The following is a 17,631-nucleotide window of genomic DNA, read 5'->3' as shown; positions in this document are numbered from 1 at the left end:
GCATTTTAAATCTTATCCTACATGTCCATAAAAGTGACCATCAAATTCTTTGAAATAAGTCTCTTCAATCTTTCTCATATACAAAACGATGTCGTCATCGCCGAAATAGAGCTCAATACGGATAGATCCGACACTTTCGCCGATAAGATGTACCTTTATAAAGAGGACATTATCTCTAAGCCAGGTAGCACCTGCGGTGTAGGCAGTGTTGTACTTCTTAAAGACGCCTTCTTGCATAGAATCTATACCAAAGACAATTTGGCGGTCTTCAGATTCGGTGCTTAATACAATAGAAGAAGCGCCGTCATTAGATAAGGAGACCATAAGCTTTTTGTAACCGTGTTGGTTCTCTGATAGGCTATAGCTGTAACATCCAGATTTAGCAGAAGAGACTGACCTTTTAAGCAAATAGCTCTCCGGAACCCTTGGTGGTGCAATAACTAGTGCATCAGCATATTCCATAAGATTCTTGTAATCAAGCTTCAGATTAGTATTAGAATTATTATTAAAATCATTACTAACTTTATCTACACTATTTATTGTATTCAAACTTTTAGAACTATGCTCATCCTCCTCAATCCCCGGTAGCAGAACATCATATATCCCATCATAAATAATCTGATTTCCTCCAGCCATTCCCTGAGTATCAGCAGTAGTCATCACCAGCAGATCATAGGAAGGAATAGAGATTGCCAGCTGTCCGCCCATGCCGAACAGCACATAGCCGCCCTTTTCATTCTGCCAGATCTGCATGCCATAGCCCTGGCCCTCGCTTGGAAGAGGAGAGGTCATGATGGTATCACTGATATTAGAAGTGGCAGCCCCGATGTATTCAGGATTTATCAGGGTCCTGACCTGCCCATCAGAACAGCAGATAGTTCCTTTCTTACTGAGAACATATAGAACCTTAAGAACATCCATTGGTGTAGCCATAAGCCCCGAACCGCCCATAGAGACGCCAAAGGGATCCTTCACCATATATGAATCCTCACTAAAGTCCACATGCTTAAGGAGTCTGTTCTTCATGAAATCAAGAAACTCCATCTCAGAAACCTTCTCAATCAAGGCGCACAGCACATGGGCTGCAGAAGTGTCGTAGTGGAAGATGGTGCCAGGCTTATGAGTTGGAGCCACGGTAAAAAAGCTCTCCACCCAATCAGAAGTCATGTCCACCTTGTAGGTGCAGGCAGCGTGACAGGTTCGCATCTCTAGCATATTCCTTATAGTGGTAGCCTTGATCCAGGGATGAGTGTCAGCAGTAACATATTCTGGGAAATAGTCGCAGATAGACGCATCCATGGACACCTTTCCCTCATCTGTCAAAAGAGCTATGCCAATCCCCACAAGACTTTTAGTAATAGAGAACATGCGATGAAGTGTGGCAGCTTTGTATGGAGCATAGTATTTCTCAAATACTAGCTCATCGCCCCTCATAATAAGGAGAGAGTGCATAGGCACATCCTTCTTATTCCAGTATTCAAGCATGTTACGGATTGCTCCTGATGGAATTCCCTTTTCTTCTGGAAGTGCAGTTTTTATAGTGAACATAGGTTACTCCTTGATATTAGTAAAATGTTAAGGATTTCAGCAGTCTTATAAACCTTATTTATAAATCTATAATAGTGCATTTTTAATATAAAAATCATCTGGGATATCTGCAGCAATTACAGACAATTATGAACAGGAGGCTTTCTATTAGTCCTCGATAACCCAAGGCTTAGGATATGCAAATACATTTTCTTTGCTTTAATTATTATAATTGAATAAGGATGGCGATTTGTGTATAATTAATAGCTAGAATAATTGTTTTTGCGAGGGAATTATGTCATCTATTATCCAGAATAATCAGGTTTTTAATAATGAGATTCCATTCTGTAGAGTCTACAGCATGGACAGTAAGAAGCAGTTGGAAGAGAGATTTTTAGCCCACAGGATTTCTTATTTTATCGAGTGGCAGGATAAATCAATTCTTCAGAGACTCTTCGATAGAAGCGGTAGCAAGATTGTATGTACCTTCAAGATCAACAAGGGCGAGCTTGCAAGAGCAAGAGAGTTAGCTCAGGGAATCGAAGGCATCAAGTTCAAGGACCACGGAGAACTTAAGGACGACAAGATCAAGAGACGCAGCGAAGCGGTCAAGGAAGAGGACACAGGAATGGATCTTCCTAAGCTTAAGTTCGAAAACGGAGCCGAGAACACAGAAGAGGAAACACAGGAATAATTATTAGCGAGTAGGGGAGCAATTACTCTACTCGCTATATTTGAGTTTTGATACATTGAGTTTATGTTTTAAGGTAGAAGATTATGAGTGAGAAGAAGACAACAACTAGTAAATTTGGCAAGCCATCTAATAGCGGTAAAAGAACTACATATAAAAAGGCAGCACCAAAGCCTGCCCAGGAGAAGTCCACCCCATCCAAGAAGTCCCGTTGCCCATACTTCAAGAAATGCGGCGCTTGTCAGATGATCGACACCCCATATCCTAAGCAGCTTCGTCAGAAGCATGCCCACGTGGCAGAGCTTCTTGAACCATATACAAGAGTTGCATCCTTTATTGGAATGGAAGAGCCAGAGCACTACAGATGTAAGGTTCATGCTGTCTTTACCCATGATAAGAAGGGCAATCCTTTATCAGGTATCTACAGGGAGGGAACCCATGACGTGGTTCCTATTGATACATGTCTTTTAGAGGATCAGAAGGCAGATGCAATCATCGCTTCTATCCGCGGAATGCTCAAATCCTTTAAGATCAAGACCTACGACGAGGACAACGGCTATGGTCTTCTTCGTCATGTCCTTATTCGTATCGGTAAGAACACAGGGGAGATCATGGTGGTACTTGTTACTGTATCCCCAATTTTCCCATCCAAGAACAACTTTGTGAAAGCTCTTTTAAAAGAGCATCCAGAAATTACCACAATCGTTCTTAACGTCAATGACAAGCAGACCAGCATGGTACTTGGAGACAAGGAAAAGCCCATGTATGGCCCAGGCTTTATCTATGATATCTGCTGTGGCATGAAGTTTAAGATCAGTCCTAAGAGCTTCTATCAGGTTAACCCTGTTCAGCAGGAGGTTCTTTACAACACAGCCATCGAGATGGCAGATCTTAAGGGTGATGAAGTGGCCCTTGACTGTTATTCAGGCGTTGGCACTATCGGAATTATAGCAAGTCCTCATGTTAAAGAGGTTATTTCCGTTGAGCTTAACAAGGACGCTGTTAAGGACGCCAAGATCAATGCCAAGATTAATGAAGTTAAAAATATTACCTTTTATGAGAATGATGCCACACGCTTTATGCAGCAGATGGCGGAATCAGGAGACAAGGTGGATTTGGTGTTCATGGATCCTCCAAGGGCAGGCTCCACCCCGGAGTTCATTGAGTCCATGGCTGCACTTGCCCCTAAAAAGGTGGTTTACATATCATGCAGTCCCGATTCCTTAGCAAGGGACCTTAAGCTCATTGCCAAGAAGGGCTTCAAGGTAGAGAAGGCGGTGCCTGTAGACATGTTCCCATTTACAAGATCTATCGAAACAGTTGTTCTCTTGAAGAAGTCAAGCGTAAGCGTAGACTGAGTCTAGAGAACACTGTTGTTCTGGCGAGCACGAAGTGCGAGAGCAGAACTTCATTGTTTAATTCTCGCTACAATTCTTGAAGAAACATCGATATAATCCGCAATAATTGTCGCAAGAACAGCAACAATTGAAGAGAATGTGTAAAAAGTATGAACAAATTTTGATTTTTTCATACAAAATAGGAAATTTTGTTGAAACTACGTACACTTTGCTATTATAATCAAGATGAGACTGTTGGTTTCCTGAAAAGAGGTACATATGATTTATGTTGTATGTTTCTTTATTGCGTTACTAGTCCTTCTTTTTATAATAGCATTTGGGGAGATAGTGGATGTCAATATTGTACTTCTTGTGGTTGTAGTTTCCATAAGTAATGGTGGATACTATGCGTTAACCTTTTCCAAGAATATCGATGAGGCTCTTCTCGCTAGTAAGATTATTTACGTAATAGGAATATTTGCACCAGTTCTGGTGTTTCTAATATTATGTGATCTGTGCCAGATTCACATTTCTAACATTATCAAGTCTATTCTATACGCAGTTCAGTTAATACTTTATATGAACGTCTGCACAATTGGAAAGTCTCAAATTTTTTACAAGATAGTTGAATATCACGTTGAGGATGGCTTTGCCTACCTCACTAAGATTTATGGACCTATGCATACGGTTTATCTTTTTTCGTTGTTCTTTTACTCAGCCGCCTGTGTAGTGGTGGGAATGTACGCCATTAACAAGCGCAATGTAGTGAGCCGTATCAATGTGGACATCCTTCTTTTTGTAGAGATTTTAAATGGAAGTGTCTACTTTATAGAGAGATTCGTGCATTTAAATTATGAGTTAACACCGATCTTTGCAACCCTGTCCCTGTTTGTGATAATCTTGCCCACCGTCAAGTTGTCCATGTATTCGGTTTCCAACAACATGGAGATCTTTAAGGATGAAATAAGGAACATGGGGTGCATTATTTTTGATAAGAACCTTAAGTACATGGGGTGTAATGATTACGCCATAGCTCTTTTTCCAGAATTGTACAGCTGGGAAATAGATAAAAAAGTACCGGGGAACGGCGGAAGATTCAATACCTTCCTAAGACAGCCCCTGCTTAAATATATAAGAGATGATGACCATGAAAAATCCGAAAGCATGACCTACACCTACAAAGGTGAGGTGTACCAGTACAACCTTGGTACGCTGCTTAGGAACGGAAAGAGTGTGCGAGGCTATTTTATTCAGGTTTCGAACGTGACAGACAGTTTAGAACAACGGAAATTAAAACGGGAGAAATGAAAAAATGAAGTTTTTGAAAAAGATCAGATTTCTGCAACTCTTAGAAGATGGCATCAGAATAGCTGTACTTGTTCTTATTGCCATGGTTCTGATCATTATGGGGATAGCTATTTTTGATAAGAATGAAACTGGGGAAGCTCCTACCGGATCCTTTAAAGCCACTGACTTTAACGACGGCTGGTGGGTTTATGGAGGTGACCATTCAGACACTTTCTCTGTGCCTAAGGACTTTAACGGCTCAGAGGGAGGGGAGATAACCATTGTTAATACACTTCCAGAGGATCTGACTGATGGAACCAGCATCATGTTAAGATCATCCATGGAGGATGTATTTGTCTATGTGGATGGGGAGCTTAGAAGCGAATATTCTTCCCATTCTCTTGGGAATATTTCCTATTATGTTCCAAGCGCTTACGTAGTTACAGAGCTTTCAGCTCAGGATGCGGGAAAAGAGATCAGAATTCACCTGATCTTTAAGACCAACACTGTAATTAATTCAATATATATAAGCCATGGCAACAATGCCTGGTTTTCAATAATTCAAAAGGGCCTGTTCGTGAACCTTAGTGCCTTGTTCATTTTTGTACTTGGAGTATTTTTGTTTGTACCTGCTATCTTTTTGGATAATTCCTTTAAGGTGGGAGCAGCCAAGAACCTGGGACTTCTCATGATCAACATTTCCCTTTGGCTTATAAGTGAGTCTACACTTAGACAGCTCTATTTCCACAGGCCAAGCTTTGCAGTTTACTTCTCCTTTGTGCTGGTGGAACTGATGGGAGCAACGACCTGCCTTTACTTTGATGAGGTTCAGCATAGGAACTACCACAAGAGATATGTGATATTTGAAAGCATAGTTCTTTTCCAGATCATCGTGAACATTATCCTTCAAGCAGGTGGAATCGTTGAGCTTTACAATACCATGTTCGTTTCTCACTTCCTGACACTGGCATGCTCAATCCTTTCTCTTGTTAATATCCTCACGGACGCAAGGACAAAGAGAATCCGGGAGTATCACTTCACAGTCCTTGGAATGATCGGATTTATCGTCATGTCCATGGCAGAGCTCCTTGGATTTTTGCTTAACAGATTCCACGTATTTGGAACAGAGGTCTGCATCGGACTTCTCATGCTGACAGGTGGCACCATTGTCCAGACTCTTTATGATGAGATAAAGAACTACAATCAAAGAGCCGCAGAATACACCCAGATGACCATCAACACCATTGAGACTATCGCCAGTGCCATTGATGCAAGAGATGAGTACACCGGAGGCCATTCTGAGAGAGTAGGAATGTACGCTGAAAGACTTGCCAGAGAAATGGCAGCGGACTACGACCTTTCTGAAGAGGACATTCTCAGGATCCACTACATTGGCCTTGTTCACGACATCGGTAAGATCGGTGTTGCAGATAACGTACTTAATAAGCCAGGTAAGCTCTCTGATGAAGAAGCAAACCTTATGAAGAAGCATACAGAGATTGGCTACGAGATCATGAGCTCCCTGGGAGGCGGAATTGAGGGACTTCTTGATGGTATTAGACACCACCATGAGAGATTTGACGGTCTTGGATATCCAGATGGCCTGTCCTATACAGATATCCCTCTGGTTGCCAGAATCCTTGCCATCGCTGACTGTTACGACGCTATGACCTCTAACCGTGTCTATAGATTAAGACTTTCAGACGAGGAAGCCAGAAACGAGATCGAAAGATGCGCAGGAACTCAGTTTGATCCAACTCTTGCAGATATATTTGTAAGACTTATTGATTCCGGGGAGATCAGCGCCCTTACTGTTGAGGGCTCTGCTACAGACAGCCTTGGAATAGTGAGAAATTCAGCACTTCTTGAAAGAAGACTTCAGGACGACCTGTTCAAGGAGATGGATATTGTGAATCCTACCCACGTCAGAATGCTTTGCTACATCATGAAGCTCATGGAGAATAAGGGCAAGGATTACAAGGTGGTATTTGTGACAGTTCCAGATATGCAGGAGACCTACAGAGCTATATCCAGCGAGAACCTGGATGCCCACGACATCAACATCCAGTACACCAAGGACGTGTTCGTTGTTGCCTTCTACGATAAGGAAGAGCAGCAGATCCGGAGCTTTCTTGACACCGTTAAGGAGTCCTGCAAGAAGATAGAAATAGAAGAGTTTAACGCAGATACTTACAACAGTCCAATCACAGAGTCAGCAATAGCATGAGCTACAGCCAGCTTGTAAGCCTGGCGACTGTCCATAGGATCAATACTTATGTTAAAAGAGCTTTCTCTTTCTTCTATAATAATTGCATAATAGACAATTCCAGGAACGCTATCGTTGTTAACAGGATCCACGTTACCCATGGTACCTGTAACACCTATAGCTATATCTGAACCAAGATTATTCTTAGCAGCTCTTGCCATGGCAAGGGCTGTTTCTTTTGAGTAGACTCCAAACTTATCTATTGTTTCCTTAGGGACCCCCTGAAGGACCTTAGCCTCGTTACTGTAGGTGACAAAGGCCCCCTTTATTACGTTTGATGAACCTTCAGTATCTGTTAAAAGAGATGAAAGCAGCCCTCCAGTGCAGCTTTCCATAGTAGTGATGTGTAGCTTTCTATCTATGAGGGTTTTGACGATTTCCTCATATTCCCTGCTCACTTTACTTCTAAGCTCATCTACTGTAAGATTCTTGATTTCACTGATGCTTGTAGCAGTCATGTGCCTTTGCACTCCTTATTTCCTGATTCTCTTGTTTTCGTGATTCTATCATAATTGTACTCACAATTAACTATTCTTTCCAAGTATATTCTAAGAGTTTCCCTGTAAAAAGAGCTATTTGTCAGATTACGGTTATGGATTTTTTATAAGTTTACAAATTTTTTATAGGTGCCTTACAAAAAATCGGTCAATTATGATGACTTTTATGATTATGGTTACGATATCCTAGTTATGGATTTTTTTTATTTGGTGTTTTTTTATACTTTTTTTACAATTTCATATTTTTTCTAAAGAGGGGGACATTATTATGTCAAAGAAGCTGGAAAAACTCTTTGCGTTTATTCTGGCTATCGCTCTTGTGATAACCACATTTGGCAGTGATTTCGCAAGTGCAGTAGCTTACGCAGCAGAGGACAATGGCGAAAATGCAACAAACAGCGAAAGTATCTGGGAAGATGTATCTAATGAGGATGAGGGTCCAGTAATCATTGATACACAGGAACTGGGTACAGAAGACTCATTTAATGAAGATCAGAATACTTCAGAGGATGAGCAGTCCGACGTCGCAATCGACGAAAATTCATCTGATATTTCAAATGAAGGCTCTGTAGCCTATGATGCATCTTCAGATGCTGCAGCAACAGAGAATACAATTACAGGAGACGATGAAAGCGCTTCAGAGGATGCTTCTACAGCAGGCTCAAGTGATGAGGATGCTGCAACTGATGCTTCTTCAGAGGAGTCTTCAGAGGATGCTTCTGCGCTCCTTAGCTCAGAAGTAGTAGAGGAAATCGAGCTTGAGTTCAATCAGTCTGAAGAGATTGATGGAATCAAGGTTTCTCTTTATGCAAAAGAGGGAGTTCTCCCTGCAGATGCTAAGCTCGAGATCACAAAGGTAGAGTCAGAGGTCGAGGAAAAGATCGCTGATGTTATTGACGAGGAAATCGGAAAAGATAAGGATGTCATTAAGACATTCTCATATGATATCAACATTTACTCAAAGTCTGAGGGCAAATACGTTCAGCCTGAGGATGGAACAGTAAGCGTTAAATTTGAGAAGATTGAGGAAGCTGCAGATACAAGCAAGACTCTTGCTGTATTCCATGTAGAGGATGATCTTTCTGATGCTACAAAAGTAGCAACAGCTTATTCAGATGCAACGGAGGTTTCATTTGAGGCTGAGCACTTCTCAATCTATACAGTAACTTTATTTGAGGATCATTGGAACGACCGTAATGATAAGAGTTATGTTGCTAAGATTTCTGTAGTTGATGAAAAGGGAAAAGATATTACTGAAGGCAAGAACATAACTGTAAATCTTGATAGATATGGACAATCAAATACTTATTATGTTTATGTATCAGACATGGCATATACAGTATGCGATAAAGTTAATAACCAGAGATTTGCACTTACCAGCGCTACATGTAGAGGTCAGGAATTCGACCTTTTCTATAAGCCTGCAGACGAGAATAAGATCCAGCTTTTTAACGGCAATACATTTGTTGCCAACTTAGAAGACCTTGGCGAGGGCGATATTGTATTTACCTATGCACATACAACATATCACCACCTTGATCTTGGATTCATGGATCCAGATGAGTATTCATTCTATGTAAAGAATGCTTATATTACAGCTACAGTAAATAATCATACATATACAATGTATAAGACAGATCAGGACTCAGACATTAAGTCTTATGAATTCAGAGCAGATCTTAATGGAGCACAGGTTCTTTCTACAGATGAAGTTACCTTTAATATTTACTATGGCCAGCAGACTTTCACCTATACTACAACAGCAGAAGACAACTATACAGCAGCAGTTCTCTGCTATGATTCACATAAGCACAGAAATCAGAATGTATACGGCTTTGACTATGTACTTAGCTTTGGTTCAGACTTCCAGCTTAAGGGTGATGTAGTATATCACAAGAATGATGGAACAGAGGCTAAGTGGGCTGATACCGTTAATTGGAAATGGAGCGAAACAACAAATACAAAGTCATACAAAGTTCTTACAATCGATGAGGTTGCTAAGAAGGGCGATGCTCCAGCAAACTTTAACAAGGTTGATAAAAAGAAATTTGCAGGATGGAAACTTGCAGATGGTACAGCTGTTAATGGCAACATCACTATTACTAAGGGTCAGACAATAGATCTTTATGCAGCTTGGGAAGATGATCAGCCAGCTGTTTACTTCTATGTGCTTCTTCCTAACAAGAAGGTTCCTGCATCATCAGCTGGGCAGCCTAAGGCTGACTATTACCCAGTTGAGGGAAATAACTATTATTCATGGGCAGGAACAGCAATAGATCTGAAGGATGCAAGCCTTAACCCATATCGTGATAGTCTTGGAAACATCTTTGATGTTACAGGTATGAAAGTAAGAAAAGCTAATTACACAGCACCTGTAACTACAATCAATACTGATCTTGCAAATTCTGCATACTTTAAGAATGTTGTTATGATGGATGGCTCAAAGCCTACAGCAGACGACATCGTTTGGTACGTATATAAGCAGGCAGAAACCACTAAGTATCATATCGATGGATACATCAGAGGCGCTAAGATCACAGTAACATACCATGCTAACTATACAGATGCACCAGCAAATGTTTCTGAATATGCAGCATCTGGTAATAATTATACAGTCAAAGAGTATGGGAGAGTATTCGGAGACAGACCTGGTTATAAGTTCCTTGGTTGGAATTCACAGGCTGACGGTAAGGGAACATCTTACAAAGAGCTTGCTACAGTATTCCTTATGGCTGGATGTGATTTCTATGCTCAGTGGGAGGCTGTAGACTATACAACTACTTATGTTGACGAAGATGGTCAGACACTTCTTGGACAGCAGACACAGAAGTATGGCGATACAACATATACACTTCCAGCAGATCCAACTAAGAAGGATCATGTATTTACTGGTTGGGTAAAGGTTGGCGACGAGACTCAGACAAAGGTTACAACTGATGCTATCAAGCAGACAACAGTAGAAGGTAATGTTACATACAGAGCTACTTATGCTCAGAACATTTACGAAGCATACTACAATGTAGAGTATTATTATCAGGACAAGGAAGGAAAGAACTTTGTTAAGGATGCAAAGTCAACAAGAAAGCTTATCCCTGTCAGCATTGATACTCTTGTAAATGAAGGTAAGGTAGAAGTTTCTGTATCAGAAGATGATAAGAAGAGAACTACCTACAACAATTACACCTACGTTCTTGATCCTACAGATACAACATGGACAGGATATGTAACAAAGGACAATACAAAGCAGAATCCTCTTGTACTTAAGGTTTATTACTTAAGAGAGCATACAGGAATCCAGATGGTACTTACAGCTGGTTCAGCAACTAAGTACTATGATGGAACACCTCTTAACAACGATGAGATTACAGTTTCTGTAGTTGATAAGGATGGAAAAGATCTTTCTGCAAACTATAAGGTTACTTATACAAAGACAAGTGGCGGCGAAGAGAATGCTAATGATGCTGCTACTGAGAACATCATTATTGGATTCAAGGTTGAGAATACAGTAAATGGTGAAGTTTATTACTACAACACTACTGCTTCAGGAAATGCTAAGAAGGTCGAGTTTAAGAAGGGAAGCAACGTTTGCGAGATCAAGGATGATAAGTTTGAAGTATCCAAGATCACAATCAAGAGAGGATCTTTGAAGGTATTACCAAGACCTATTACCATTAATGTTCCTGGTGCATCCAAGACTTATGATGGAAAGGCTTATGATGCTGCAACATACACAGGTACTGTTACATACTCATTCTACTATACAGAGGAAGAGCAGGCAGTCGGTAAGACTCTTTCAAACATCACTCTTGAAGGAACAAAGGTTACTATTCCTACAGATGTAGTAACTGTTAATAAGAGTAAAGAATCTACAACAGAGATAGCTCTTTCTGACAGCTATTACTTCAAAGTAAATGGCAAGACATTAAAAGAGAAGTATAAGAAGAGAAATTTTGTTATCACAATCAACAACGGTGATCTTGTTATCAATCCTGCAGAGGTTAGACTTGAGTCAAAAGACCTTGAGAAGGAGTTTGATGGAACTAATCTTGTTAATGGTGAAGAGCCTCTTAAGGTAGAGGAAGGCTTCGCAGAAGGTGAAGGCGCAACATACGAGTTTACAGGTGCACAGCTTGATCCAGGTTCAAGCCCTAACTCATTTAGATATGTTCCTAAGAACGGAACAGACTTTAGCAACTACGTATTTGAGAAGGAAGATGGAACTTCACTTGTTAAGTTCGGTACCCTTACAGTTAATAAGCCTACTCAGCCATGGAAGATCGTGGTTACTTTCCAGGCAGATGCAGAAGGAAATGGCGCTGATACATACGTTAAGTACAGCGGAGCATCCCAGACAGCTAACCTTAACGTTACTGTTCATATCGTAACTAATGAGGAGTCTAAAGAAGTTCCTGATGTTCCTGAAGAGGATACAACACCAGGTGATGAGGGAAGAGCATTTGGCTACAACTTCATCAACGGTATGAAGAGTATGGCTGGTTCACTGGCTGCTGGCTTTATGGATCTTAGATCATTCTTCGTTCTTACAGCACAGGCTGCAGAGAAGGAGATCACAGAGACAGTAACAGTAAATGGAACAGAATTTACATTAACAGGACTTAAGGTTACTGGTGGTGAAGGAACAGATGTTGGAGATTATCCAATCAATCTTGACTACACAAATCTTAAGATCACAACACCTGATGGAGAAGTTACAACAGATATCCTTGATAAGAGCACAGATCCTATCGGATATCTCCACGTACTTGAGCGTGAGATCACAATCACATCTGCATCAGATAGTAAGACTGATGATGGTTCACCTCTTACAAACCACAACTACACACTTAGCGGTGAAGAGTTCGTAGAGGGTGAAGGTGTTGATATTACATTTACAGGATCACAGAGTGGTGTAGGTAGCAGCGCTAACTCATTCACATACGCAGCTAAGGAAGGCACAAAGCTTTCTAACTACAAGATCACTCCTGTATTTGGAACCCTTACAATTAATGGTACTGGCGGAGGCAATCCACCTAGTGGACCAAGCAATCCTCCATCAACATCTACAGTTGATACACCAGCACCTGCTCAGGCAGTACTTGGTGCAAGAAGAGAAGAGCCTGTAGCTGCTAATGGCCAGGCAGTTCTCGGTGCAAGACGTGGTGGCACAGCTGATGAGACCAACACAGTTCGTAGAATCCTTGCAATACTGGTTGCAGCAGGTATTGTAGGCACAGTTCTTCTCACTGGAAAAAGAAAAAACCTGAAGAAGAATAATACGAAATAATAATTCAAAAGTGGGGTATCTTTTGGGATATCCCACTTTTTATTTGACGTAAAAATGGTATAATTAGGTTATCAAAACTGAACATTGGAGGTAATGCTCATGACGTTTTTTGAAAAAACATTTGGATCAATTATCGACAAGGAAAAGAATAGTGCTGACACTGATCTCCTCTTGGAACAGACGGGTTCAAAAGAGAGAAAGCCAAAGGCTGAAATTTCCGAAGAAAACACAATTATCCTTACAGAGCGTGACCGAATCTGGGAAGGAATGAAGTAAATAATTTTAATGAAAAAATCCTAAAGAACTAGTATAATCTTCTTGTGTAAGTTTTTATTTAGTTCTGGAGGATCATATTTTGAAAAAGAATTCTAATAAAAAGCAGACACTTACACTTAAGTTCTGCTTTTTTTATTTTGCGTATACTTGTCTTTTTGCCCTGATGGTGTGGGCGGTCTTTGGACATTTCTTTAAGAACAACGTATCACTTATCAATACAGCAGATGCCTTCAGGCAGCATATCAAAGCCCTTGCTTATTATGCTAAGTGGATGAGAGGCATCATATATCACCTTTTCACAGACCACAGCCTTGATATTCAGACCTTTTCCTTTGGAATGGGCTATGGAACAGACATTTATCCAACACTTCAGTATTATGCTATTGGCGATATCCTTAATATCCCAGCAGCCCTTGTGCCTAACGAGTATATCTACATTTACTTCCAGGCTGCTATGCTGCTTAGACCTTATATTGCAGGCATTACCTTTTCAGCCCTTGTGTTCTATTTAAGACCAAAGGCTTCCAAAGTGGCAGTAATGGCGGGAATGTTCACCTATTCCCTTTGTACCTTTTACATGTTCCTTGGAATCTGGCATCCATATTTTGCCAACCCAATGATCTACATGCCACTGGTTATCCTTGGCGCTGAGAAGATCTTCAGAGAGGAAAAGAGCTCCTTCTTTGCCTTTGCAATTTTCCTTGCAGGCACTAACAATTTCTTCTTCTTTTACATGATAGTTCTTTTAACAGTTGTATATTGCATCGTCAGAGCAGCCTTTAGCTATGGCAAGGACTTTGCAAGCTGGGGCAAGACTATCGGAAAGTTTGCTATCGCTGGCGTTATAGGAACAGTGATGTCCATGGTGATACTGCTTCCTGTTATATTTGCATTCCCTGCTAATCCACGTACCAACACAGGGATTACATTCTCTCTTTTGTATAGCAAAGAGTACTATGACCAGCTTATCAGGAACTTCTATTCCTTTGTTTATCACGGCCTTTATGATACACAGATCGGCTTCCACGGCATAATCCTTCTTGCCCTGTTCATGCTGATCATTAAGGCTCTTATTACTAAGAACAATGCCAATAAGAAGAACAACCTTCAGCTCTTTGTAATTGGCCTTATACTTACAGCCTTCGTATCAATACCTTTCTGCGGATACGCTCTTACAGGCTTTGCTTACGTTATCAACAGATGGACCTTTGCATTTGCTCTTTTTGCAGCATTCATGCTGGTTGATATGTGGGAGGATCTCTTTAATCTTAAAAGGGCTGAGATCATTGCCCTAGTGGTGCTGGCTGCAGTCTTTATTTTGGTGTGCAAGCTCACAGGTAATCTTGGAAGCGACTTTGAGAACTCAAGAGCAGAGCTTATTCTTATGGGAATAGGCGGCGTTATCTGTATTATCACAAGTCTCTTTAACGCAGATAAAAGAGCTATCAAGACCATTGGGCAGTCACTTATACTGGCACTTTGCCTTGTGGGAATCGTACTTAATGGCTACTATGCCTACGCTCCTGAAAAGGGCAATATGATAGGTGAGTACTACGCTGATATCGATACAGAGCAGATGCATATTCTTCTTGAAAGCACTGAGGTTCAGGCTGTGGAAGAGGCTGCAGAATCAGAGGGCGTGGATAAGAACAGCTTCTACAGATACTCTGGAAGAGACCTTGTCTGGAATGCTTCCCTTATCGACGGTATCTCATCAACCCAGTTCTACTGGAGCCTTGCTAATGGCGTTGTTTCTGACTATTTCAAGGAAATGGGTAACAACGACCAGCAGAACTTTGCTTATTTTGCTTTGGATGACAGAGCAATCCTTAATACCCTTGCTGGTGTTAAGTATTATTCTCTTAGATTTAACACAGAAGAGGAGCAGAGGTTTGTTCCTTATGGCTTTACTCATCTGTATGACAAATACAACTTTGCTGTGTTTAAGAACACAACACCTTTATCTCTTGGATACACCTACTACAACGTGATCCCCAAGAGCCTTTACGATGGCATGAGCCAGGTGGAGAGACAGGAAGCTCTTTTGTATGGAATCGTTCTTGATGAGGACGATGCTTCATATCCGGAGGCTGAGGTTATGATCAGCTCCTATGAGGTTCCTTGCGAGATTACAGGTGAAGGCGACGTTGTGGTTGAGGATGGCAAGTGGACAGCCAAGGGAGGCTCTTCAGTTCACATTAAGTTTAGCGGAGCTGCAAACTGCGAGACCTACCTTAGACTTGATGACTTCTACGTAGAATCTGACAATGATTATCCTCTTATGGATGTGGTCTGCTACACTCAGGGACAGGAATTTACCAAGAAGCAGATCTGGTACAAGACAGAAGAGAACCAGTTCTACAGTGACTGGCACGACTATGCTGTAAACATGGGCTATGGCGGAGTTGCCATGGATGAGATCGTGATCAGCTTCTATAGAGACGGCGTATATACCTTTGATAATCTTGGTGTTTACTGTCAGCCTCTTGAGGGATTTGCAAATCAGGTTCAGGTTCTTTCAGAGGATATGCTTGAGAACATTGAACTTAACAAGAATCCTATATCCTACGCTACTAATACCGTTACCGGCGATATTACCCTTAAGGACAGGGGAGTAGTATGCCTTACTATTCCTTACTCAAAGGGCTGGACAGCTTATGTTGACGGCGTTAAGACAGATATTTATAAGGCCAACACCATGTGGATGGCTCTTAAACTTGATGAGGGCTCTCATCAGATTACACTTAAGTATCACACTCCAGGACTTACTCTTGGACTGATTCTTACAATACTTGGAATTATCGCGTTTATTATCCTTATCAGGGTGGAGGAAAAGAAAAATGCAGGCAAATAAACAGAAGTCTATTCTTAAGTTTTTACCATGGGTATTCATGGTTCTGGGGGCAATCCTTACCCTTATTCTTATTTACAACAAGGACTTCTATATGGAGAACAGTGATATTGCTTCGGACATGATCCTTGGTAAGCTCCTGTCACAGGAGGGAGGAATCCTTAGTAAGAACTGGTTCTATTCCACAGAGCTTCACGTTATCCATACTCAGCTTGTGTACAAGCTTCTTTTCTACATCTGGCCTGAGAACTATCTCATGGTAAGACTGGTAGCTGCAGTGATCTTCCTTGTGCTTATTGTGGCGAGCTTTATCTACATGACAGCCAGCGCAGGACTTAAGGAAGAGGGCATTCTAGCTGCATCTATCCTTACATGGCCTTTCTCACAGTGGTATGTAAGAATTGTGACCTTTGGTCAGTCCTACGTTACCTATTTCATTATTGCCTTTGTATCTATGGGACTTTTCTTTGGCATCGTAAAGGGTGGCAAGGGAATCGGTAGAATAGTTAAGATAGCTCTTTTAGCAGTGCTTGCCTTTGTGGCCGGCCTTGGTGGCGTAAGACTTCTTATGATCTGCTATGCGCCTTTATTTGCCACAGGCTTACTTATTCTTGTCTATGCTCATTACAACAAGTTCAAGGGACAGGATAGTGATGGAAAGGGCCTTTCCAAGGCACTCTTTGTGCTTGTCACATCCTTTGTGGCATTTCTTTTTGCAGTAATTGGCCTTTTCGTTAACAGGAACATCCTTTCCAAGGAATATCAGTTCCAGGATCAGTTTAGAGAGCTTTGGAAGGACTTCTCCTTTGATGGCTTCATGAATACACTGACAGATGCCCTTACATTGTTTGGATGGCATGCCAATGTTAACTTTGTAAGCTGGCAGGGTATCATCAACTGCCTCAACTTCCTTCTTGTGGTTCTTATTGTTGTAAGTATTGTAAGAGTTTATAAGAGATTTGCAGGATTTGATAAGGTTGTTCAGCTGTTCCTTACATATGTGGGCGTTCTTACTCTTATAACTGTAGTGACTCTTTCCTGCAGCTATAAGTATTATGTTTATTACTGGCTTCCAGTTATTCCTTATATCCTGGTGGTCCTTGCCATGGAGATAAGATCAGAAGACTTTGATTACTTTAGAACCTATAAGAGCGTAGTGGCTTCCTTTGTAGCTCTTTCTATAGCTCTTGCCAGCGTTTCAGTTTATGCAGACCCTAACCCTGATGATATCTATCAGGATTACGATATCGTAGATGCCATTGAGTGGCTTAAGGACACAGATTATACAGATGGCTTTGCCATGTTCTGGTCCAGTAACGTTGTTATTGCCCTTACTGATGGTAGGATCGACATGCACACAGTTAAGAGCATCGACCACTTGGATGACCTTTCCAATGAGTATGAGTGGCTTCAGAGTATGGATCACACCAGGGCTCTTCCTGAGGGCAGATTCTTTGTTCTTGTAAGTGCAAGGGATTATGATCTTGGTAACACCTATTCAGCAGATATTTTCAAGCTTTCTGACCACCTGGTTTATGGAACAGACAGCGCCTATATCTATTCCTTTGAGAATATGGATGACTACATTTACGCCATCAGTAACGCTGAATAAGAC

The 17,631-nt window shown here is 41.2% G+C and carries 10 protein-coding genes; 8 read left to right on the top strand and 2 right to left on the bottom strand.

The window, feature by feature from the left end:
• Positions 1-12: 12 nt before the first annotated feature.
• Positions 13-1,548, bottom strand: a complete 1,536-nt coding sequence (locus tag T541_RS0113610; RefSeq protein ID WP_026653237.1) for a serine hydrolase domain-containing protein — start codon at positions 1,546-1,548, stop codon at positions 13-15.
• A gap of 274 nt (positions 1,549-1,822) precedes the next feature.
• Between T541_RS0113610 and T541_RS0113605 the strand changes: the two genes are divergently transcribed.
• The 4 genes from T541_RS0113605 (at position 1,823) to T541_RS20800 (ending at position 7,069) form a co-directional block, all read left to right on the top strand.
• A complete protein-coding gene (locus tag T541_RS0113605) occupies positions 1,823-2,221 on the top strand; it encodes a hypothetical protein (RefSeq protein WP_026653236.1) in 399 nt (132 codons plus the stop codon).
• An 83-nt stretch (positions 2,222-2,304) separates the two neighbouring features.
• Positions 2,305-3,576: a 23S rRNA (uracil(1939)-C(5))-methyltransferase RlmD gene (rlmD, locus tag T541_RS0113600; RefSeq protein WP_026653235.1), complete on the top strand. Its 1,272-nt coding sequence runs from the start codon at positions 2,305-2,307 to the stop codon at positions 3,574-3,576.
• A 258-nt stretch (positions 3,577-3,834) separates the two neighbouring features.
• Positions 3,835-4,863, top strand: coding sequence for a histidine kinase N-terminal 7TM domain-containing protein (locus T541_RS0113595; protein ID WP_026653234.1), 1,029 nt, complete (start codon positions 3,835-3,837; stop codon positions 4,861-4,863).
• A gap of 4 nt (positions 4,864-4,867) precedes the next feature.
• Entirely contained in the window at positions 4,868-7,069 is a 2,202-nt protein-coding gene (locus T541_RS20800; RefSeq protein WP_026653233.1) for an HD-GYP domain-containing protein, read from the top strand.
• On the opposite strand, the gene T541_RS0113585 is transcribed toward T541_RS20800, so the two are convergent.
• A complete protein-coding gene (locus T541_RS0113585) occupies positions 7,033-7,566 on the bottom strand; it encodes a CinA family protein (protein ID WP_081779975.1) in 534 nt (177 codons plus the stop codon). The two genes, T541_RS20800 and T541_RS0113585, sit on opposite strands and share 37 nt — an antisense overlap.
• A 307-nt stretch (positions 7,567-7,873) precedes the next feature.
• On the opposite strand from T541_RS0113585, the gene T541_RS0113580 reads away from it, so the two are divergent.
• From T541_RS0113580 to T541_RS0113565, 4 genes are all read left to right on the top strand, one after another.
• The gene (locus T541_RS0113580; RefSeq protein WP_026653231.1) at positions 7,874-12,889 is read left to right on the top strand and encodes an InlB B-repeat-containing protein; all 5,016 of its coding nucleotides are present in this window, start codon (positions 7,874-7,876) and stop codon (positions 12,887-12,889) included.
• 99 nt (positions 12,890-12,988) lie between these two features.
• Entirely contained in the window at positions 12,989-13,165 is a 177-nt protein-coding gene (locus T541_RS21450; RefSeq protein ID WP_155839530.1) for a hypothetical protein, read from the top strand.
• A 79-nt stretch (positions 13,166-13,244) separates the two neighbouring features.
• The gene (locus T541_RS0113570) at positions 13,245-16,019 is read left to right on the top strand and encodes a YfhO family protein (RefSeq protein ID WP_026653230.1); all 2,775 of its coding nucleotides are present in this window, start codon (positions 13,245-13,247) and stop codon (positions 16,017-16,019) included.
• The gene (locus T541_RS0113565; protein ID WP_026653229.1) at positions 16,006-17,628 is read left to right on the top strand and encodes a hypothetical protein; all 1,623 of its coding nucleotides are present in this window, start codon (positions 16,006-16,008) and stop codon (positions 17,626-17,628) included. The genes T541_RS0113570 and T541_RS0113565 overlap by 14 nt, the downstream gene beginning before the upstream one ends.
• Positions 17,629-17,631: the final 3 nt, after the last annotated feature.

The organism is Butyrivibrio proteoclasticus P6B7 (assembly GCF_000622085.1).
GTDB lineage: Bacteria > Bacillota > Clostridia > Lachnospirales > Lachnospiraceae > Butyrivibrio > Butyrivibrio proteoclasticus_A.
This window is presented reverse-complemented; position numbering and strand designations above follow the sequence as displayed.